The sequence below is a fragment of the Streptomyces asoensis genome (assembly GCF_013085465.1).
In the GTDB taxonomy this organism is placed as follows: Bacteria; Actinomycetota; Actinomycetes; order Streptomycetales; family Streptomycetaceae; genus Streptomyces; species Streptomyces cacaoi_A.
Genome location: NZ_CP049838.1, coordinates 7,256,003 through 7,276,345, shown reverse-complemented (window position 1 = coordinate 7,276,345; position 20,343 = coordinate 7,256,003). Strand labels below are relative to the sequence as shown.

Genomic DNA, 20,343 nt, shown 5'->3' with positions numbered 1-20,343 from the left:
CTCTCCTCAACCACACACGCCACGTACCGGTGGGCACGTGGCGCGCATGACGTTCGTGCAGTAGCAGTTGTCGTTGTGGATTGCAGGCACCGGTGGCCTGCTATTCAGTTGTGAAGTCTGTTGTCAGAGCTGTACCCCGCCCGCCGCAAGATCGATCTTGAGCTGTTCGATCTCTTCCGACGAGCACTCGACCATGGGCGGGCGCAGCGGGCCGGCGGGCAGGCCCAGCAGGGTGAGCGCCGCCTTGGTGGTCATCACGCCCTGGGTACGGAACATGCCCGTGTAGACCGGGAGCAGCTTCTGGTGGATCTCGGTCGCCTTCTGGACGTCCCCGGCGGTGAACGCCTCGACGAGGGCGCGCAGGTCCGGGGTGACCACGTGGCCGACGACGGAGACGAAACCGACCGCGCCCACGGAGAGCAGCGGCAGGTTCAGCATGTCGTCACCGGAGTACCAGGCCAGACCGGAGCGTGCGATGGCCCAGCTCGCGCGGCCCAGGTCGCCCTTGGCGTCCTTGTTGGCGACGATCCGCGGGTGCGCCGCCAGGCGGACCAGGGTCTCGGTGCTGATCGGGACGCCGCTGCGGCCGGGGATGTCGTAGAGCATGACCGGCAGCTCGGCCGCGTCGGCGACGGTGGTGAAGTGCCGGTACAGGCCCTCCTGAGGGGGCTTGTTGTAGTACGGGGTGACGACCAGGAGGCCGTGCGCACCCGCCTTCTCGGCCGCGCGGGCGAGTTCGACACTGTGGTGGGTGTCGTTGGTGCCGACGCCGGCGACGACGTGGGCACGGTCTCCGACGGCCTCCAGGACGGCTCGTACCAGGTCCGATTTCTCCGCGTCACTGGTGGTGGGGGACTCGCCGGTGGTGCCGTTGACGATCAGGCCGTCGTTGCCTGCGTCCACCAGGTGGGTGGCGAGCCGCTGTGCGCCGTCGAGGTCGAGTGCGCCGTCCGCCGTGAAGGGCGTGACCATGGCGGTGAGGACCCGCCCGAAGGGGGTCTGCGGAGTGGAGGTCGGAGCCATGGGTAACACGCTACTCGTTGCTCACCGTGTGGTCTGCCCACGGGGGGTGCGGAAAGTCATGACAAAGATGGAACCCGGCACTGCCTGCTCGGGGGTTCAAGCAGTGCCGGGTCCGTTTGATCAGGCTAGATGAACTTCTCCAAATGCCGCAATACGGACACTTCGCGCGGATGATCCGTACATACGTCTCCGTCGCTCGTCCCCGTCGCGCTGTCAGTCAGGGCGCCACTCGGCCGTTGGCGTTGAAGGCCGCGTACGTGAGAGGCATGAGACCGGCCCACTCGGCCTCCATCTTCTCGCCCACCATCTCGATCTCCCGCTGCGGGAAGGACGGGACCTTCGCCAGCTCGTGCTGGGTGCGCAGGCCGAGGAAGTGCATCAGCGAGCGGGCGTTGCAGGTGGCGTACATCGACGAGAACAGGCCGACCGGGAGGACCGCGCGGGCGACCTCGCGGGCTACGCCGGCGGAGAGCATCTCCTGGTAGGCCTCGTAGGCCCGGAGGTAGGACTCCTCCATGGTGCGGCCGACGAGCTCCTGCTGGGCCTGCGTGCCCTCGGCGAAGACGTACTTGCCGGGACGGCCCTGCTGAACGAGTTTGCGGGACTCTCCGGGGACGTAGAAGACGGGCTGGAGCTCGCGGTAGCGGCCGGACTCCTCGTTGTACGACCAGCCCACGCGGTGGCGCATGAACTCGCGGAAGACGAAGATCGGGGCACTGATGAAGAACGTCATCGAGTTGTGCTCGAAGGGGCTGCCGTGCCGGTCCCGCATGAGGTAGTTGATCAGGCCCTTGGAGCGCTCCGGGTCCTTGCCCAGCTCGTCCAGGGACTGCTCGCCGGCGGTCGAGACGCGGGCGGCGAAGAGCACGTCGGCGTCGGACGCGGTGTGCTTGACCAGTTCGACGGTGACGTCGCTGCGGAAGCCGGGCTTGAGGTCGTCGGCGGGGCTGTCGGTCACTGTGCGGGGGTCCTTCCATCGCGTCTTCGGAGCGGCGCCAACTCTACGGGGGCCGCCGAGCCGGACGTCCACGGGCGTGCCGCGGGATTCGTGCGGGACGTCTGCTGATATGGGGCACGTTTTCGGGCACTCGCTCGTCTGTATCAGTGAAAGCGCCCGATCGAAAGCCCCAGGAGGACGTACCCATCATGTTCCGCCGGCGCGAGCCCGTACCCTTCGCCTTTCTCGCCGAGGCCGACAGGTTCCGTAGCAATGTCACTCCCCCGCCCTCCGAGCACTCGTCCGCCGGTCAGATAGCCGGGCGTTGGCTGTTGGGACTCACCGTCGTGGCCGCGCTGGTGGGCTCCCTGGTCATCGGGATGCCGGCGCTGAGCCTGGACCACTCGGCGGAGACTGGGCAGTCGCAGGCGTCCCAGGGGCACTGACGACATCCGGCCCCCCGATGGTGGTGAGCCGGGACACAGGCGGATAACCTCACCGGGCACAGCCCACGCATGGACGAGTGAGGACCAGCCGTGCCCCTGCCCTTCCTGACGGCCGACCGCGCATTCGAGGCGGCGGACGACGTCGCGTTGCCCTTCGAGGACCGGGAGCGCTGGCGGCGCCCCTACCGGCCCGGACCCTGGCGGGTCGGGGTGGCCGCGTTGGCGCTGCTGCTCGCCTCGTACGTGCTGTTCGCGGCCGTCATCATCGCGTTGACCGGGTCGGCGTCCGAGGCCGGTGCCGTCTTCGGCTGTTCCCTGCTCGTGATCGCCGCCGCCCTGCGGTTGCTGCGTATGGGTGTGTGGGTGAGCGACCGCGGGCTGCGGCACGTGCGGTTCCTCCTCACCCGCACGCTGCCCTGGGAGCGGGTCGTGGCGGTGCGGACCGTGCAGCAGCCGGTGCGCTGGCTGGGGCTGCCGCGGACCGTCCAGGGGCAGGCCCTGACCGTCGGACGGCGGGACCGCCCCGAGGAGGCCACGCAGCTGCTGACCACGCACGGCGCGGACTTCCTGGCCCGTGCCGAGGCGTTCGACCGGGCGGCGGACGCGGTCGAGGCGTGGGCCGCGGAGAACCGGCGCGGCTGATCCCCCGGACACCGGATCCGGCATCCGGTCAGACACGCGAAGGGGCCGGTCCGCCACAGGTGCGGGCCGGCCCCTTCGGCGTACGGCTCAGACGGTCTGCACCGGCTTGCCGTCGTGCAGGCTGATCGCGCGTTGCATCGCCTTGCGGGCCCGCGGGGTGTCCCGGGCGTCGTGGTAGGCGACGGCGAGGCGGAACCAGGTGCGCCAGTCGTCGGGAGCCGCCTCGGTCTCGGCCTTGCGCCGGTCGAAGACCTCGTCGGCGGAGTCGCGGTCGACGCGGCCGCTCGCGGTGCGCTTCAGTTCGTCGACGGGCAGTCCGCCCTCGGCGTCGAGTTCGGCGGCGAGGGCGTTGGCCCGGCGGACGAACTGGGTGTTCTTCCACAGGAACCAGACGCCGATGACCGGCAGGATCAGCACCGCCACGCCGAAGGTGACGGTCAGGAGTGTGCCGGCCTGGATGAGCATGACGCCGCGGCTGCCTACCAGGGCGAAGTAGAAGACCAGGACGGCGGCCGTGACGGCGTACGAGAGCTTGGCGCGCATGTCAGCCTCAGCCGAGGTCGAGGAAGTTTTCCAGGCCGAAGGTGAGGCCCGGAGTCGACACCACCCGGCGGGCGCCCAGCAGGATGCCCGGCATGAAGCTGCTGTGGTGCAGCGAGTCGTGGCGGACCGTGAGGGTCTCGCCCTCGCCGCCCAGCAGCACCTCCTGGTGGGCCAGCAGCCCGCGCAGCCGGACGGCGTGCACCGGGATGCCGTCGACGTTCGCGCCCCGCGCGCCGTCCAGGCCCGTCTCCGTGGCGTCCGGCGCCGGGGCCGTGCCCGCCTCGCGACGGGCCTCGGCGATGAGCTGGGCGGTGCGCGTGGCGGTGCCGGAGGGCGCGTCCACCTTGTTGGGGTGGTGCAGTTCCACGACCTCGACGGACTCGAAGTACGGCGCGGCGATCTGCGCGAACTTCATGGTCAGGACTGCTCCGATGGAGAAGTTGGGCGCGATGAGCACGCCCGTCCCCGGGGACTCGGCCAGCCGGCCCGTCAGGTGCGCGAGGCGCTCCTCGGTCCAGCCGGTCGTGCCCACCACGGCGTGGATGCCGTGCCGTACGCAGTAGTCGAGGTTGTCCATGACCGAGGCGGGCGTGGTCAGTTCGACCACGACCTGGGCGCCGCTCTCGGCCAGCGTCTCGAGCTTGTCGCCCCGGCCGAGGGCGGCCACCAGCTCCATGTCCTCGGCGGCCTCGACCGCCCGTACCGCCTCGGAACCGATCCGGCCCTTGGCGCCGAGGACCGCCACGCGCAGCTTGCTCATCTCTTGTGCTTCCTTACCGAAGTTGCCGAAGGCCTGCCGAAGAGGGTCAGGCGACCGCGTCGTGCAGCCGGGAGGCCTGTTTGTCCTTGAGCGGGCCGATGACCGACAGCGACGGGCGCCGTCCCAGGATGTCGCGGGCCACCGAGCGGACCTCGTCCGGGGTCACCGCCGCTATCCGGGTCAGCATGTCGTCGACCGACATCTGCTCGCCCCAGCACAGCTCGCTCTTGCCGATGCGGTTCATGAGCGCGCCGGTGTCCTCCAGACCGAGGACCGTGGAGCCCCTCAGCTGGCCGATGGCGCGGACGATCTCCTCGTCGGACAGGCCGTGCTCGGCGACCTGGTCGAGTTCGTCCCGGCAGATCTTCAGCACGTCGTGCACCTGGCTCGGGCGGCAGCCCGCGTACACGCCGAAGAGGCCGCAGTCGGCGAAGCCTGAGGTGTACGAGTACACGCTGTAGGCCAGGCCGCGCTTCTCGCGGACCTCCTGGAAGAGGCGGGAGGACATGCCGCCGCCGAGGGCCGTGTTCAGCACGCCGAGCGCCCAGCGCCGGTCGTCCGTGCGGGCCAGACCCGGCATGCCGAGGACGACATGCGCCTGTTCCGTCTTGCGACCGATCAGCTCGACGCGGCCGGCGGAGCGGATCGCGCGCAGGCCGTCGCGCGGGGCGATGGGCGTGGCGTCGGGGTTCTTGAAGGCACCCGCCTTCTCGAAGGCCGCGCGGACCTGGCGTACGACCTTGTTGTGGTCGATGTTGCCGGCGGCCGCGACCACGAGGTGGGTCGGGTCGTAGTGCTTCTTGTAGAAGCGGCGGATGCGGTCGGCGGTGAGGGCGTTGACCGTGTCGACGGTGCCGAGAACCGGGCGGCCGAGGGCGTTGTCGCCGAACATCGTGTGCGCGAACAGGTCGTGCACACAGTCGCCGGGATCGTCCTCGGTCATCGCGATCTCCTCGAGGATCGCGCCGCGCTCGACGTTGACGTCCTCCTCGCGGATGAGGGAGCCCGTGAGCATGTCGCAGACGACGTCGATGGCGAGCGGCAGGTCGGCGTCGAGCACGCGTGCGTAGTAGCACGTGTACTCCTTCGCCGTGAACGCGTTCATCTCGCCGCCGACCGCGTCTATCGCGGACGAGATGTCCAGCGCCGACCTGCGGTTCGTCCCCTTGAAGAGGAGGTGCTCCAGGTAGTGCGTGGCGCCGTTCAGGGACGGCGTCTCGTCGCGGGAACCGACGTGCGCCCAGATGCCGAAGGTGGCGGAGCGGACCGAGGGGAGGGTCTCGGTGACGATGCGCAGACCACCCGGGAGGGTGGTCTTGCGGACGACACCGATGCCGGCCGTGCCCTTGATCAGAGTTTGGGTACGGGCGACGGCCCGCGCCTCCGAAGAGGTGCGGGCCGTCGCCTGGGAGCTACTCGACGTCACTTGTCGGTGTCGTCCTTCGTGTCCTCATCAGCTTCCTCGCCCTCGATCACGGGGATCAGGGAGAGCTTGCCGCGGGAGTCGATCTCGGCGATCTCGACCTGGACCTTGGAGCCCACACCGAGCACGTCCTCGACGTTCTCCACGCGCTTGCCGCCGGCGAGCTTGCGGATCTGCGAGATGTGCAGCAGACCGTCCTTGCCCGGGAGCAGCGACACGAACGCACCGAAGGTGGTGGTCTTGACGACCGTACCCAGGTAGCGCTCGCCGACCTCCGGCATGGTCGGGTTGGCGATGCCGTTGATCGTGGCGCGGGCGGCCTCGGCCTGCGAGCCGACCTGGGCACCGATGTAGATGGTGCCGTCGTCCTCGATCGTGATCTCGGCGCCGGTGTCCTCCTGGATCTGGTTGATCATCTTGCCCTTCGGGCCGATGACCTCACCGATCTTGTCCACGGGGATCTTGACGGTGATGATCCGCGGGGCGTTCGGGGACATCTCGTCCGGCGTGTCGATCGCTTCCATCATCACGTCGAGGATGTGGAGGCGGGCGTCGCGGGCCTGCTTGAGGGCCGCGGCCAGGACGGAGGCCGGGATGCCGTCCAGCTTGGTGTCGAGCTGGAGGGCGGTGACGAACTCCTTGGTGCCGGCGACCTTGAAGTCCATGTCGCCGAAGGCGTCCTCCGCACCGAGGATGTCGGTGAGGGCGACGTAGTGCGTCTCGCCGTTGATCTCCTGGGAGATCAGGCCCATGGCGATACCGGCGACGGGGGCCTTGAGGGGCACACCGGCGTTCAGCAGCGACATGGTGGAGGCGCAGACCGAGCCCATGGACGTCGAGCCGTTGGAGCCGAGGGCCTCGGACACCTGACGGATCGCGTAGGGGAACTCCTCGCGCGTCGGCAGGACCGGCACGATGGCGCGCTCGGCGAGGGCGCCGTGGCCGATCTCGCGGCGCTTGGGGGAGCCCACGCGGCCGGTCTCGCCGACGGAGTACGGCGGGAAGTTGTAGTTGTGCATGTAGCGCTTGCGGGTCACCGGGGAGAGGGTGTCCAGCTGCTGCTCCATCCGGAGCATGTTCAGGGTGGTGACGCCCAGGATCTGGGTCTCGCCACGCTCGAACAGCGCCGAGCCGTGCACGCGCGGGATGGCCTCGACCTCGGCGGCGAGCGTACGGATGTCCGTGACGCCGCGGCCGTCGATGCGCTTCTTCTCCTTGATCACGCGCTCGCGGACCAGCTGCTTGGTGAGCGAGCGGTACGCGGCGGAGATCTCCTTCTCGCGACCCTCGAACTCCGGCAGGAGCTTCTCGGCGGCGAGCACCTTGACGCGGTCCAGCTCGGCCTCGCGGTCCTGCTTGCCCGCGATGGTCAGCGCGGAGGCGAGCTCCGGGCGGACGGCGGCGGACAGCGCCTCCAGGATGTCGTCCTGGTAGTCGAGGAAGACCGGGAACTCGCCGGTCGGCTTCGCGGCCTTGGCGGCGAGGTCGGCCTGGGCCTTGCAGAGCACCTTGATGAAGGGCTTCGCGGCGTCCAGACCGGAGGCGACGACCTCCTCGGTCGGCGCCTCGGCGCCGCCCGCGACCAGCTGGATGGTCTTCTCGGTGGCCTCGGCCTCGACCATCATGATCGCGACGTCGCCGTCCTCCAGGACGCGACCGGCGACGACCATGTCGAAGACTGCGTCCTCGAGCTCGGTGTGCGTCGGGAACGCGACCCACTGGCCGTTGATCAGCGCGACGCGGACGCCGCCGATCGGGCCGGAGAAGGGCAGACCGGCCAGCTGCGTGGACGCGGAGGCGGCGTTGATCGCCACGACGTCGTACAGGTGGTCGGGGTTGAGCGCCATGATCGTGGCGACGACCTGGATCTCGTTGCGCAGGCCCTTCCTGAAGGACGGGCGCAGCGGGCGGTCGATCAGGCGGCAGGTGAGGATGGCGTCCTCGGAGGGACGGCCCTCACGGCGGAAGAAGCTGCCGGGGATCTTGCCGGCGGCGTACATCCGCTCCTCGACGTCCACCGTGAGGGGGAAGAAGTCGAGCTGGTCCTTGGGGTTCTTGGAGGCGGTGGTGGCCGACAGCACCATGGTGTCGTCGTCCAGGTACGCCACGGCGGAGCCGGCGGCCTGCTTGGCCAGGCGGCCCGTCTCGAAGCGGATGGTGCGGGTGCCGAAGGTGCCGTTGTCGATGACGGCCTCGGCGTAGTGGGTCTCGTTCTCCACTAGCATTTTCTCCGTTACTTGTCGTCTTTCGTCCCTCGCTGCCCGTGTGGCAGGGGGACGGTGGCGGAGAAACGCTCGGTGCGGGCCGGTCTTCGATCGAAGCACCCGGGGATCTCTTTCCCGGGGGCCACTACCGAGGACCGGCGGCGGCTAGGCGCGCTTCTCCTCGTTCGGTGGGCGTGGTGACGTTTACCCGCAGCGAGTACACGTCATCACGCTGTGTCGTACGTATGGCGTTGTGCTACCACACTACAAAGCGTTGGTGACACTCCGCACGTTTCCGCACGGCGTCAGGGTGTACGACGACCCCGTCACCGGCGCGTATCCGTATGCGCCGGTACGTACCGGTGTGTACCGGTGTATACGGCAAAAGGGAGCGGTCCCGATGGTCCGGGAACCGCTCCCCTCACGGCGTTCTACTTGGCGCCCGCCGCACCGCGGCGGATGCCGAGGCGGTCGACCAGCGCACGGAAGCGCTGGATGTCCTTCTTGGCCAGGTACTGGAGAAGGCGGCGACGCTGACCGACCAGGATCAGCAGACCACGACGGGAGTGGTGGTCGTGCTTGTGCGTCTTGAGGTGCTCGGTCAGGTCCGAGATCCGGCGCGACAGCATGGCGACCTGGACCTCGGGGGAGCCGGTGTCGCCCTCCTTCTGGCCGAACTCCGTGATGAGCTGCTTCTTCGTAGCGGCGTCGAGCGGCACGCGTACTCCTCGTAGTCTTTGAGTGGCCACCGAGTGCCCCCGGTCTTGGTCTCGGGGGAGCTTCCGTTACTCGGGTGGCGGGGATCCGCTGAGCGCGGCCTCCGGAACCTTCAGGGACTCCCTGAGGGTGTTTCCGGGGGTGCGTACACAAACGGCCGAAAGCCAGGGTAGCAGGCCGGGGCGTCGGGCCTGTTCGGGATATCGCAGCGGACGGTCGGGCCGTACCGCCCCGCGCGGGGGCAGTGTACGGGCGACGGCGCCGGGCCGGAACGTAAAAGAAGAACCTCTGAGCTGGGGGAACGTCGGCAAGTAGGGTGGCGCCACAGCTCGTTGGAACAGCGGGAACTCAGGGGAAAGGGTCGGAGCCGACATGGCCGATGCCGAGGACAAAGACGTCAAAGCACGCAAGGAGCGGGAGCGGGACGAGCTGTACGCGCTCGACATCTCCGGCGTCGAGTGGCAGTGCGCCCCGGGCACGGAGGAGCACGAGGAGCGCGTCGAGATCGCCCACCTGCCCGCGGGGGCCGTCGCGATGCGGTCGTCGCTCGACCCGGAGACGGTGCTGCGCTACACGGAGGCGGAGTGGCGGGCCTTCGTGCTGGGCGCCCGCGACGGCGAGTTCGATCTGGAGCCGGCGCCGCACAACGGAGGGTCCGCCGCGCGGTAGCCGGGCCGGCGGCCGGCCGGTACGGGTCGGCCGCCGCACCGGGTGCGGCGGTGCGCCCGGACCGGAGCCGAGGCCGGAGCCAAGGCCGGTAGGGACGAGCGGGGCGGGCCGAAGCTCGCGCTCGACGTCGCCTCGCGGCCGTCCGCGGGTCAGCCCGTCATCGACCGGGCCGCCGCGTACACGTCGAAGACGGCCAGGGCCAGCGGGACGAGCGTCAGCAGGACGAAGCCCTCGGCGAGCTCCATGAAGCGGCCCCAGAACGGCGTGAGGCCGCCCCGCGAGCTGATCAGGCCGATCGCGGTGACGATCGCGGACGCCGCCGCGATCGCCGCGACGAGCCAGACGGTGCGGATGTCCAGGTCGGTGCGGTCGCCCGTCAGCGCGTCGCGGATCACCGAGTGCGGCGGGTTCAGCGCCAGACCGAGTCCGAGCAGGACGAGGGAACCGAGGCCCGCGGCCAGTACCGGGGCGACCTGGGCGGTGTAGCGGAACAGGTGGGCGCGCATCAGCAGAGCGATGCCCGCGGCCAGGGCGAGGAGCCGGGCCCAGACGTCGTCGGAGAACCCGAGAACCGCGCAGGCGCCGACCGTGATCACCGCGCAGCCGCCCACCAGGCCGACCAGGAGTTCGTGTCCGCGGCGCGCCTGGGCGGCGATCCGCTCGGCGTCCACCGGCTCCCGCGGGGTGGGATCGGCGCCGTACGCGCTGCGCGGAGCGGTGGCCGGGGCGTCGAAACCGATCGGCAGCCGGGCGAAGCGCATGGACAGGCCGGGCAGGAAGGCCAGCGCGCCCACACCGACGGGGGCGCACAGGGCGGCGGTCTCGGCCGGTGTCCAGTGCGCGAGGATCGCCGCGAACACCGCCGCCAGGCCGGCGCCGGAGGCGACCACGAAGGCGACGAACGGGCCGTCCCCGCGGGGGGAGCACAGGGTGAGCAGCACCGCGGCGAGCAGTACCGCGGCGCAGGCCAGCAGGAACTGGAGCCTGCCGATGCCCTGGCCGTCGGCGAGCGGGAGGAGTCCGGAGCCCGCCACGCCCACGTTGGGCAGCGCGCCGAGCCCGAGGGCGACGGCGGAGCCCCGGTCGTCGTAGACGCGGGCCCGGACACAGGCGAGGGCGACCAGCAGGACGCCGACGACCGCGGCGAGGATGCCGGGCAGGCCGTGCATGTCGTGACGCGGGTCGCCGCTCCAGGCCACGAAGGCGAGCAGGGCCGGCAGGACGCCTCCGCCGACGAGGCCCGCGGCGCGGGTCAGCTCGCCGCTCCACAGGGTGTGCTCGCGGGTCACGGCCGAGGCGACCGCCTCCGACACGTCGTCGAAGACGGCGGGCGGCAGCGACTCGGAGAAGGGGCGCAGCGTGAGGAGCTCGCCGTCGAGGATGTGCTGGGCGGCGAACGAACGGGAACTGTCGAGGACGGTGCCGTCCCGGCGGACGAGGTGGTAGCCGACCGGAGCGCCCTCGGCGGGGCTCTGCCGGGAGAGCCTGAGGATCTCCGGGTGGATGTCGGCGACGGGGACGTCGTCGGGCAGCGCCACGTCGATCCGGCTGTCGGGGGCGACGATGGTGACCCGGCAGAAGCCGAGCCCCGTCCCGGCCGCGGGAGCGGCTCCGGGGCCGCGCCCTTCTCCGGTGGCTGCCGCGGAGGCCGCGATACTCACCTGCTGCTCCCCCTCAGTGATGGTTCCGCGTCGGCGTGTTCGGTGTCGGCGTGTTCGGCGTCGGCGTGTTCGGCGTCGGTCGGCGGTGTGAAGGTTCCGTGCCGGATGGTGCGCGGCGCGGCCCGCGGGTGTGCTCACGCGAACATCCGGCACCCTACCGCCCCTTGGTCGTACCGGCAGTCAGTAGGATCACGCGGCGGCCCGCGTCCGTCCGGCACGGGGCGGCGGACGAAGTCCTCCGGGGTCGCGCAAGGGGATTCGGGGCCTCGCAAGGGGATTGGTGAGCAGTGAGCCACATCGTCGTGAAGCGCCAGCCACGGGCGCTGCCGTCCGAAGTGCCCACCGGCGAGGTCGTTCTCCAGCCTCCGCCGGAGCTGCCGCGGGGCCATCAGGAGAGCGTGCTGATGCAACTGCTGCCGACGCTCGGCATGGGCGGCTCGGTGGTCTTCTTCTTCACGAGCGGGCAGCCGTTCATGCGCATCATGGGCATGGTCATGATCGCCTCGACCGTGGCCATGTCGATCGCGATGGTGGTGCGTTTCCGGCGCGGGTCGCAAGGGCAGTTGGCGGATCTGCGCCGTGACTACCTGAGCTATCTGGCGCAGACCCGGCGTACCGCGCTCGACACCGCGCGGGCGCAGCGTGACGCGCAGTACTACCTGCACCCCTCCCCCGAGCAGCTGTGGGCGCTGGTCGCCGAGGGCAGCCGGGTGTGGGAACGGCGGCCCGGGGACGAGGACTTCGCCCAGGTGCGCGTCGGCCTCGGTGCCCAGGCCCTCGCCACCCCGCTGATCGCTCCCGAGACCGGCCCGGTGGAGCAGCTGGAGCCGCTGACCGCGGGCGCGCTCCAGCGCTTCCTCGCCGTCCACGACAGCCTCGACGACCTGCCGATGGCCGTCTCGCTGCGCGCCTTCTACCACGTCACGGTCAGCGGTGAGCCGCGGTCGGTGCGCTCCTGCGTCCGTGCCCTGGCCGGTTCGCTGGCCGCGCTGCACTCGTCCGAGGACCTGGTTCTCGTCGTCGCGGCGGGCCGGGAGGAGCTGCCGCACTGGGAGTGGGCGAAGTGGCTGCCGCACGTCCAGGCGTCCGGGGCCGTGGACGGGGCGGGCAGCCGCAGGCTGATCGGTGCCGACCCCCGTGAGCTGGAGAACCTGCTCGGGGCTCGGCTGACGGGCCGCCCGCGGTTCCATCCGCACGCGACGCCGCTGCCCGACGAGCCGCACATCGTCGTCGTCCTCGACGGCGTCTCCCTCCCCCCGGACTCGGTCCTGGCCAATCCCGAGGGGCTCCAGGGTGTGACGGTCCTCGAGATCGTCCCCGGTGAGCCGACGGGGGCCGGCGGCGAGCTCGACATCGTCGTACAGCCCGGCGCGCTGCGGCTGGAGTCGGGACACGGCGCCGTCTACGAGGGGACGCCCGACGCGCTCTCCCCGGAGTCCGCCGAGGCGCTCGCCCGGCAGCTCGCCCCGCTGCGGATGGCGTCCGGCGGGGACGACGACGAGCCGCTGCTGGCCAACCTGGAGTTCACCGACCTGCTGAACCTCGGGGACGCGGCGTCCGTGGACACCCGGCGCACCTGGCGGCCGCGTTCGCTGGCGGAGCGGCTGCGGGTGCCGATCGGGGTGGGCGAGGACGGCCGTCCGGTGATGCTGGACCTCAAGGAGGCGGCGCAGGAGGGCATGGGCCCGCACGGTCTGTGCGTGGGCGCGACGGGTTCCGGCAAGTCCGAGCTGCTGCGCACCCTGGTGCTGGGCCTGGCGGTCACCCACTCCTCCGAGACCCTGAACTTCGTCCTCGCCGACTTCAAGGGCGGCGCGACCTTCGCCGGCATGGCGCAGATGCCGCACGTGGCGGCCGTGATCACCAACCTGGCGGACGACCTGACGCTGGTGGACCGGATGGGCGACTCCATCCGGGGTGAGCTCAACCGCCGTCAGGAGCTGCTGCGGGACGCGGGCAACTACGCCAACATCCACGACTACGAGAAGGCGCGGGCCGCGGGAGCCGCCCTCCAGCCGATCCCCTCCCTGGTGCTGGTGATCGACGAGTTCAGCGAGCTGCTGACGGCGAAGCCGGACTTCATCGAGATGTTCGTGCAGATCGGCCGGATCGGCCGCTCGCTCGGTGTGCACCTGCTGCTGGCCTCGCAGCGCCTGGAGGAGGGCCGGCTGCGCGGCCTGGAGACCTATCTGTCGTACCGCGTCGGTCTGCGCACCTTCTCGGCGGCGGAGTCGCGGGCGGCGCTCGGCGTGCCCGACGCGTACTCGCTGCCGAACGTGCCGGGTTCCGGCTTCCTGAAGTTCGGCACGGACGAGATGGTGCGGTTCAAGGCGGCGTACGTGTCCGGGGTCTACCGCTCGGGCGCTCAGCGGACGGCGCCGGGGGGCGGCCCGCTGCCGGTGGACCGGCGGCCGGTGCTGTTCACCTCGGCGGAGGTGCCGGTGCGGTACGCGGCCGTGCCGCAGGCCCGCCCGTCCGGCGATGCGGAGGTCGACGACGCGCTGGCGGACACCGTGCTCGACGTGATCGTGCGCCGGCTGGAGGCGCAGGGCCCGGCGGCGCACCAGGTGTGGCTGCCGCCGCTGGACAGCCCGCCGTCGCTGGACGCGCTGCTGCCGGGGCTCACGGCGGTGCCGGGCCGCGGCCTCACCCAGCCGGGCTACGAGGGCGCGGGGCGGCTGGTCGTGCCGGTGGGTCTGGTGGACAAGCCGTTCGAGCAGCGCCGTGACTCCCTCTGGGTGGACTTCTCCGGCGCCGCGGGCCATATGCAGATCGTCGGTGGCCCGCAGTCCGGCAAGTCGACCCTGCTGCGCTCGCTGATCTGTGCCTTCGCCCTCACCCACACGCCGCACGAGGTCCAGTTCTACGGCCTCGACTTCGGCGGCGGCGCGATGGCGTCGGTGGCCGGCCTGCCGCACGTGGGCGGGGTCGCCTCCCGGCTCGACCCGGAGCGGGTACGGCGCACGGTGGCCGAGGTGTACGGCGTGCTGACCCGCCGTGAGGAGTACTTCCGCTCGGCCGGCATCCCGTCGATCGCGGAGTTCCGGGCCAGGCGGGCCCGCGGGGACATCTCGGTGACGGACCAGCCCTGGGGTGATGTGTTCCTGGTCGTCGACGGGTGGGGCAACTTCCGGTCCGAGTACGAGGCGATGGACCAGGTGATCCTCGACATCGCGGCGCGCGGGCTCGGCTACGGCGTCCACCTGGTGCTGACGGCCTCGCGTTCGATGGAGGTCAGGGCCGCTCTCAAGGACCAGCTGATGAACCGGCTGGAGCTTCGGCTCGGCGACACGATGGACTCCGAGATCGACCGCAAGGTCGCCGCGAACGTCCCGGCGGGCGTCCCGGGCCGTGGTCAGTCGCCGCAGAAGCAGCACTTCATGGCGGCGGTGCCGCGCATCGACGGCCTCGCCTCCGACACGGACCTCGCGGACGCCACACAGGCCCTGACCGCGGAGGTCTCCCGGCAGTGGCAGGCGGCGCCCGCGCCGGAAGTACGGCTGCTGCCGCGGGAGTTCCCGGCCGGCTCGCTGCCGCCGGGCGACCGCTTCCCGCGCCGCGGGGTCGCCTTCGCCCTCGACGAGGACCGGCTCGAGCCGGTCTACGTCGACTTCGAGCAGGATCCGTTCCTCCTCGTCTTCGGCGAGAGCGAGTCCGGCAAGTCGAACCTGCTGCGGCTGCTGATCAGGCAACTGACCCAGCGCTACTCGGGCGACGAGTGCAAGCTGTTCGTGGTCGACAACCGGCGTTCCCTGCTGGACGTGACGCCGGAGTCCCACCTGGCCGAGTACATCCCGATGTCCAACGCCATGGACCACCACATGGCCGCGCTGGCCGACCTGATGAAGCGCCGGACCCCGACGGCCGAGGTGACGGCACGGCAACTCCGGGACCGCAGCTGGTGGCGTGGACCGACGGTGTTCGTCGTCATCGACGACTACGACCTCGTGGCGACGTCGAGCGGCAATCCACTGGCGGGCCTGACGGAACTTCTGCCGTTCGCGCGGGACGTCGGCGTGCGGTTCATCATCGCGCGCTCGACGGCGGGTGCGGGGCGGGCGTCGTACGAGGCGTTCATGCAGCGGATCAAGGAGCTGGGCGCCCAGGGCGTCGTACTGGCGGGCGACCCCGGAGAGGGGGACCTCCTCGGCGGGGTACGGCCTCGGCCGATGCCCGCGGGACGGGGGATCTTCGTCTCACGGCGCCGGGGGAAGCCGTTGGTGCAGGTGGGATTGGCGCCGGAGGGGGCGTGATGAGCGGGCGGGATGAGGGGGCGTACCCGCCGTCCCGAAGGGACTTGGCGGGCACCGGAGTTGGCGGTCTCCGCTGCGCCGCCGTCAAGCCGGACGGCGGTGAATTGAGGAAAGTAGGGTGAGATCCGTGAACTCCCTTGAACGGGGTTCATGGATCTGGGCTGTTGGTGGATCGACGGAACTGTCCCGTCGGACGGCCGGGCTTCACGTCCGTCGGACGGGCTTCACGGGGACACGGGGAAGGGGTTCGCGCGTGGCGTGGGACGAGTGGGAGCAATTGAAGGCGGATGCGGCCTCGGGCGCCGCGCCCCACATGCGGCTGAACCAGCTGGATCCCGGGAGCGGTCCGGTACGCCCCGCGCCGGATCCCGGTCAGTACGGCGAGCTGAGGGCCAACCAGGGTGATCTTGCGAAGATCGGCACCACCGCGTTCAAGCTGTACAACGACCTCTGGGACAAAGGTCGCAGGGCGGTGCCCACCAGCGAAAGCGCCGCCGGGGCCCTCAGCAAGGGCGGGTTCGCCCTGGGCAGCGCCCTCCAGCATGTGGCGCTGCGCTGGGACGAGCAGCTGGGTTCCCTCAGGGACGCGTGCGCGCACATCTCGAACCACATGACCGTCACGAAGAAGCTGCATGCCGGCGACGACCACTACATCCGCCGTCAGATGAGCAGCATCGACGTGCTGGACGCGGGCTTCGACGAACGCGTCGGTGAACCCGGCAAGCACAATCCGGTGTACGGCGAGAAGGACGACAAGAAGGGCAAGAGCTGATGGATCTCGACGCCCTTCGCAACGCCGACCTCAGCCTGTTGGACGACGCGGTCGAAGACTGGTCGACGATGGTCGGCGATCTGGAGACCTTGATGGACGCGGCCGAGAAGGGCCTGCACGGCGCCGCGAACAAGGCGAGCTGGGCGGGGTACAACGCCACCGTCTCCAAGGAGTTCATCGGCAAGACGGCCGGGGAGTTCACGGACGCGCACAGCCAGGCTTCGTCGATCCACAAGATCCTCCAGGACACCCGGGACGAGCTGAAGACGTACAAGGGGCAACTCGGCGACGCCATCGAGCGAGGCCGTCAGAAGAACCTCACGGTCATCGGCTACGAGGGCGGGTTCACGGTCACGACGAACGTCCCGCCGGAGGGCCGTGCTCAACAGGACCAGGACAACAAGGGCGAGATCACCGCCCTGCGGGACGAGATCCAGAAGATCTTGGAACAGGCCACCACGAGCGACACCTCGGCCAACGCCGTCCTCATGGCGATCGCCGACCAGAGCAGACTGGGCTTCTCGGACGTCGACTACGCCGACCGGGACTCCGCGGCCAAGGCGCTGAAGGACGCCGAGGAGCTGGCAGACCTGGCGAAGCAGAAGCCCGAGGACCTGTCGGTCGCGGAGTTCGACCGGCTCGACAAGGGGCTGAAGGAGTACGCCGACGACCCACTGTTCGCGGAGCGCTTCGCCACGCGCCTGGGACCGCAGGGAACCCTCGACTTCTGGACAGGCATCAACGACCCGCACAGCGCCTGGAAGATCGGACAACAGCGGGTCGACCAGTACGACGACCTCCAGAAGAACCTCAGTCTCACGCTCGCCACTGCGTCGCAGAGCGACAACGCCGACATGACCCAGTGGAAGTCCACGATGATCGACCTGGTCGACAAGCCGGTCGGCCGCAACGGTGGTTTCCCCCTCGGCGGACAGGTCATGACCAACCTCATGCGGTGGGGTGACTTCGACGACCGGTTCCTCGTCGACTACGGCGACAAGCTGATGGAGACGGAGAAGAAGTTCACGGGTAACGGCCGGCATGGTGCCTGGACGCGCACCGGCATGGACCCTCTCCTCAACCGCACGGGGACCGACTCGGGCTGGGACCCGATGACCGGCTACCTCAAAGCCCTCTCGAACAGTCCGGACGCGGCCACGGAGTTCTTCAACGACACCTTCGTCACCAAGGACGAGGACCACGACTTCAAGGACGACAAGGGCAAGCCGGAGTCGCTGACCAACTTCGACTACCTCTTCGAAGAACGCGACTGGCCGCAGGACCAGGACGCCAAGGGCGAGGACAGCATCGCCGGTCGGAACAACCTGGCTCTTGCGCTGGAGGCGGCTACCACGGGGCATCCCGCCGGAGAGCTGCCCACAGCGGACACACCGCCGCACAATGCCGAACAGGCAAAGCTCACACAGAGCCTGGTGGCGTCCATCTCGGAAAAGCCGTCACGCCTCACCGAGAACAGCTACATGTCCGACAGCATGGGCCAGATCGCCGCCGAATACATGCCGGACATTCATCGTGGACTGCACCCCGGGACCGCGGGCGAGGCAAAGCTGTTCCCCATCGCGGGCTCAGCAGCGGAATTCAGCGAACGGGACACCACGCGCCTTCTCTACACGCTCGGCCGCAACCCCGAGAGCTATGCAGCGGTGAATCTCGGGCAGACCAGCTACACCACGCAACTGATGCAGTATCACTTCGAGCATCCAGACGTGTACGCCAATGACCCCGCATTCGGCCAGGAGGACCGTCTCAAGCAGGGCATCGACGACATCGCCCGTACCGCGGGCCAGGTCGAGGGCATGATCGGGGCCGGGCGCGCCTACGAGGGCGAGATCGAGGGCGGTCAGAAGGACGCCGACTACAACGCCAAGATCGAAAGTATCGGCACGTGGGGCGGCACAGCCATCGGCATCGGGGTCGGTATGGCCACGGCACCACTCACCGGGCCGGGTGGCGCCATCATCGGAGACCTGGCCGGCACTGCCGCCGACGAGATCATCAGTGGCATTACAGAGGGGTCTCTCAAGGACAGTTCGGAAGAAGTCGTCTTCCGTAACGGTGAGGAGATCGAGGGCACCAGGTCCTCGACCTACGCGGCGGTTGAAGCGGCGGCGCAGAAGGCCGGGAAGAACTCCGGCCACAGCTATCCGCTCATCGAGGCTTCCGTGGGCACATCAGCGGAGAGTGGATTCGACAGCGCCGGCACGAAAATCCACGACTACCTCGACGGCGAGGGAATTCCCAGGCAACTTGACTCGGAAGGCTGACAGTTGAAACTCGCTCGCTCCAAGGTTCTCCTCACTGCCGGAGTTGTCTGTTCGCTGACCCTCCTGGTGAGCGCCGTATATATTTTCAAGCTCTCGCCTTTCGAGGAGAAGGGTGAGATCAAGGCAGACGACATCTGCGCCTCCCTGGGATCCTCGTCCAGCGTTGCCGATTCCTTGCGCAACGTGCTGCCCGAGGAATCCTCCTACTCGTTCGACAACGACGTGAAACTCCGCGTCGATGTCACGGACACGGATTACGAGTCCTCCTGCTTCGTCTCCGGGGGTGGCGAGCAACTGCTGGTGGCCAAGACGAGCCTGATGGAGGACGAGTCGGAGACGAGCTGGACACAGTGGGTCAAGGGGACAGCCGCGAATGACGCATCCGTCGCGTCGCTCAAGCCTTTCGCCACGGGCAAGACGGCGGTCGCGTCCGACAGGTTCGCGGCCGTCTTCGTGCCCTGCACCTCCGAGGGGAAGATTCCAGGCGGTCAGTACAACCTCAGCGTCTCTGTGGAGCTGAAGCAGACAGGGGACTCGAGCGCTTCCGCGACTCGCAACGCGCTGATCGACTTGGTCAGGAGCGCCGGGTCATTCGCTCATGACAAAGCGCTGTGCGACATGGCGTTCAAGTCTGCGTGATGCAGCGGGAGCAGCAGATCATCGATAGATCAGGAGACGAGTCCCACCGAGCTACTGCACGGAAGGTCCACAGGGTCCACAGGGTCTCCGTCACGGTGCTCACATCACTTGTCATTCTCCTGGCAGGGTGCAGCAGTGACGGTCGGGAACGCGAGTACGCGGTTCCTGGCACATTGTGTGGAACGGCTGTCGAAACCGACGCTCTCTCTCCCTTCCTTCCGGCAGGAAGAGAAATCACCGTCAAGGACAGGTCCTACTCGGGCAGCAAGGGGTGCGAGGTCATCGTCGACAATAAACTGATAGTGACCACTACTCAAATATGGATGCAAGAGGGCACAACGACAGCCTTTGTCGCAGCCCGACAGTCCCTTGACGACCCGGACCACACGGCGGAGAACGGGCGGTTCGTGTACTCGAGTTACGAGGCATTCGGCAAGACACGCACCTGCGTCGACACCAAATACAAGCAGGAGCTGTTCACGGTGATCCGCGCAGAGGGCTCCAAACACGGGGATGCCGAGGCCATGAAGCGCCTCATCCTGTCTTTCACCGGCTCGGTAGAGAAATCGGCGGAGTGCAAGGCAGGAGCCGAGTAAACAGGGTGGGCACCTCCCGTGCGTGCCCACCCTGGTGTTGCGGAGTACGTGCTGCTACATGAAGTAGCTGGCGCCCTTCAGGTCGCCGCCGCGGTAGTCACCGCCGGCGCCGTGGACCTGGTGCGAGATCTGGAGCAGCGCCGCGTGGATGCCACGCGCGTGCTTGTTCCACTCCTCGCTCTTGCTCTGGAACTGCTGGAACGCCTCGCCGCCCCAGCCCGAGGACACGTTGAGCACCGCCTGCCTCAGCGCTTCGAGGTCCTCCTCGAGCTTCCTGGCCTGGTCGCCCAGCTCGGTGGCGAGCGCGTCCATGGTGCCGTAGGTGACGGCGAGTTCCTCGTAATGGGCTCCGGACATGATTCCCCTCGTTTCTGTGAAGACTTCAGCCGGACTTCGCCGGAATGATGGTCAGTAGCTGTTGAGCGCCGAAGTCTTTCCGCCCAGATCCTCGACCGAGATCTTGTTCATGTCGGCGGTGATCTGGTCTTCGAGGTTCTGCTTGTCGGTCTTGGTCATGTGGATGCCCTCGAGGAAGTCGTCGAGCATCTTGCCGATCGCGACCATGTGGCCGTTGATCTCCGTCTGCTTGACGTTGAAGGCGTTGGCACCCTGGCCCGTCCACGCCCTCTCGATCATGTCGATCGTGCCTTGCAACTTCGCGAGGGAGCCCCGGATGTTGTCGTAGCGGTCGATGACTTCCTTCTGGAGCTTCTGTACGTCGCCGTCGTTTAGCTTGCGGTCGACCATTTCGGCACTCCCTTTCGTGAGCTGTG

At 69.1% G+C, this 20,343-nt stretch carries 18 protein-coding genes; 8 read left to right on the top strand and 10 right to left on the bottom strand.

Features of this window, described 5'->3' with window-relative positions:
- Positions 1-123: 123 nt before the first annotated feature.
- On the bottom strand, positions 124-1,023 hold the full coding sequence (gene dapA, locus G9272_RS32815; RefSeq protein ID WP_171399862.1) for a 4-hydroxy-tetrahydrodipicolinate synthase: 900 nt from the start codon (positions 1,021-1,023) through the stop codon (positions 124-126).
- A gap of 217 nt (positions 1,024-1,240) precedes the next feature.
- Entirely contained in the window at positions 1,241-1,981 is a 741-nt protein-coding gene (thyX, locus tag G9272_RS32810; protein WP_171399861.1) for an FAD-dependent thymidylate synthase, read from the bottom strand.
- A gap of 188 nt (positions 1,982-2,169) precedes the next feature.
- Between thyX and G9272_RS32805 the strand changes: the two genes are divergently transcribed.
- Positions 2,170-2,406 (top strand): hypothetical protein, encoded by a 237-nt coding sequence (locus G9272_RS32805; RefSeq protein WP_171399860.1) that lies wholly within the window; start codon positions 2,170-2,172, stop codon positions 2,404-2,406.
- Between the two features lie 90 nt (positions 2,407-2,496).
- A complete protein-coding gene (locus G9272_RS32800) occupies positions 2,497-3,048 on the top strand; it encodes a hypothetical protein (protein WP_171399859.1) in 552 nt (183 codons plus the stop codon).
- Positions 3,049-3,135: 87 nt separating this feature from the next.
- Here the strand turns inward: G9272_RS32800 and G9272_RS32795 are convergent, their stop codons facing one another.
- The 5 genes from G9272_RS32795 to rpsO all read right to left on the bottom strand — a co-directional run bounded on the left by G9272_RS32795 (position 3,136) and on the right by rpsO (position 8,697).
- Positions 3,136-3,591 (bottom strand): hypothetical protein, encoded by a 456-nt coding sequence (locus G9272_RS32795; RefSeq protein ID WP_020128571.1) that lies wholly within the window; start codon positions 3,589-3,591, stop codon positions 3,136-3,138.
- A gap of 7 nt (positions 3,592-3,598) precedes the next feature.
- Positions 3,599-4,351 carry a 4-hydroxy-tetrahydrodipicolinate reductase gene (dapB, locus tag G9272_RS32790; RefSeq protein ID WP_171399858.1) on the bottom strand — a complete coding sequence of 251 codons (753 nt, stop codon included), beginning with the start codon at positions 4,349-4,351 and terminating at the stop codon, positions 3,599-3,601.
- Between the two features lie 46 nt (positions 4,352-4,397).
- Complete coding sequence (locus G9272_RS32785; RefSeq protein ID WP_171399857.1) at positions 4,398-5,777, bottom strand: M16 family metallopeptidase; 1,380 nt, start codon at positions 5,775-5,777, stop codon at positions 4,398-4,400.
- On the bottom strand, positions 5,774-7,993 hold the full coding sequence (locus G9272_RS32780) for a polyribonucleotide nucleotidyltransferase (RefSeq protein ID WP_171399856.1): 2,220 nt from the start codon (positions 7,991-7,993) through the stop codon (positions 5,774-5,776). Before G9272_RS32780 ends, G9272_RS32785 begins: the two co-directional genes overlap by 4 nt.
- A gap of 416 nt (positions 7,994-8,409) precedes the next feature.
- Positions 8,410-8,697, bottom strand: a complete 288-nt coding sequence (gene rpsO, locus G9272_RS32775; protein ID WP_020128575.1) for a 30S ribosomal protein S15 — start codon at positions 8,695-8,697, stop codon at positions 8,410-8,412.
- A gap of 370 nt (positions 8,698-9,067) precedes the next feature.
- Between rpsO and G9272_RS32770 the strand changes: the two genes are divergently transcribed.
- Positions 9,068-9,364 carry a DUF397 domain-containing protein gene (locus tag G9272_RS32770; RefSeq protein WP_171399855.1) on the top strand — a complete coding sequence of 99 codons (297 nt, stop codon included), beginning with the start codon at positions 9,068-9,070 and terminating at the stop codon, positions 9,362-9,364.
- Positions 9,365-9,513: 149 nt separating this feature from the next.
- Here G9272_RS32770 and eccD read toward each other — a convergent pair whose 3' ends face one another.
- Positions 9,514-11,025 carry a type VII secretion integral membrane protein EccD gene (eccD, locus tag G9272_RS32765; protein ID WP_171399854.1) on the bottom strand — a complete coding sequence of 504 codons (1,512 nt, stop codon included), beginning with the start codon at positions 11,023-11,025 and terminating at the stop codon, positions 9,514-9,516.
- Between the two features lie 287 nt (positions 11,026-11,312).
- On the opposite strand from eccD, the gene eccCa reads away from it, so the two are divergent.
- The 5 genes from eccCa (at position 11,313) to G9272_RS32740 (ending at position 19,570) form a co-directional block, all read left to right on the top strand.
- Positions 11,313-15,278, top strand: coding sequence for a type VII secretion protein EccCa (gene eccCa, locus G9272_RS32760; RefSeq protein WP_171399853.1), 3,966 nt, complete (start codon positions 11,313-11,315; stop codon positions 15,276-15,278).
- A 253-nt stretch (positions 15,279-15,531) separates the two neighbouring features.
- On the top strand, positions 15,532-16,050 hold the full coding sequence (locus tag G9272_RS32755; RefSeq protein ID WP_171399852.1) for a hypothetical protein: 519 nt from the start codon (positions 15,532-15,534) through the stop codon (positions 16,048-16,050).
- Complete coding sequence (locus G9272_RS32750; RefSeq protein WP_171399851.1) at positions 16,050-18,335, top strand: DUF6571 family protein; 2,286 nt, start codon at positions 16,050-16,052, stop codon at positions 18,333-18,335. The genes G9272_RS32755 and G9272_RS32750 overlap by 1 nt, the downstream gene beginning before the upstream one ends.
- Positions 18,336-18,401: 66 nt before the next feature.
- The gene (locus G9272_RS32745) at positions 18,402-18,974 is read left to right on the top strand and encodes a hypothetical protein (protein WP_253268010.1); all 573 of its coding nucleotides are present in this window, start codon (positions 18,402-18,404) and stop codon (positions 18,972-18,974) included.
- A complete protein-coding gene (locus G9272_RS32740; protein ID WP_171399850.1) occupies positions 18,974-19,570 on the top strand; it encodes a hypothetical protein in 597 nt (198 codons plus the stop codon). Before G9272_RS32745 ends, G9272_RS32740 begins: the two co-directional genes overlap by 1 nt.
- Positions 19,571-19,624: 54 nt before the next feature.
- Here G9272_RS32740 and G9272_RS32735 read toward each other — a convergent pair whose 3' ends face one another.
- Both G9272_RS32735 and G9272_RS32730 read right to left on the bottom strand, forming a co-directional pair.
- Positions 19,625-19,927, bottom strand: a complete 303-nt coding sequence (locus G9272_RS32735) for a WXG100 family type VII secretion target (RefSeq protein ID WP_020128583.1) — start codon at positions 19,925-19,927, stop codon at positions 19,625-19,627.
- A 51-nt stretch (positions 19,928-19,978) separates the two neighbouring features.
- Positions 19,979-20,317 (bottom strand): WXG100 family type VII secretion target, encoded by a 339-nt coding sequence (locus G9272_RS32730; protein ID WP_171399849.1) that lies wholly within the window; start codon positions 20,315-20,317, stop codon positions 19,979-19,981.
- Positions 20,318-20,343 lie beyond the last annotated feature (26 nt).

Coding starts and splice junctions, on each gene's coding strand:
- dapA (WP_171399862.1), bottom strand. CDS start 1,023: ATGGCTCCGACCTCCACTCCGCAGACCCCCTTCGGGCGGGTCCTCACC.
- G9272_RS32805 (WP_171399860.1), top strand. CDS start 2,170: ATGTTCCGCCGGCGCGAGCCCGTACCCTTCGCCTTTCTCGCCGAGGCC.
- G9272_RS32795 (WP_020128571.1), bottom strand. CDS start 3,591: ATGCGCGCCAAGCTCTCGTACGCCGTCACGGCCGCCGTCCTGGTCTTC.
- dapB (WP_171399858.1), bottom strand. CDS start 4,351: ATGAGCAAGCTGCGCGTGGCGGTCCTCGGCGCCAAGGGCCGGATCGGT.
- G9272_RS32770 (WP_171399855.1), top strand. CDS start 9,068: ATGGCCGATGCCGAGGACAAAGACGTCAAAGCACGCAAGGAGCGGGAG.
- G9272_RS32750 (WP_171399851.1), top strand. CDS start 16,050: ATGGATCTCGACGCCCTTCGCAACGCCGACCTCAGCCTGTTGGACGAC.
- G9272_RS32740 (WP_171399850.1), top strand. CDS start 18,974: ATGCAGCGGGAGCAGCAGATCATCGATAGATCAGGAGACGAGTCCCAC.
- G9272_RS32735 (WP_020128583.1), bottom strand. CDS start 19,927: ATGTCCGGAGCCCATTACGAGGAACTCGCCGTCACCTACGGCACCATG.
- G9272_RS32730 (WP_171399849.1), bottom strand. CDS start 20,317: ATGGTCGACCGCAAGCTAAACGACGGCGACGTACAGAAGCTCCAGAAG.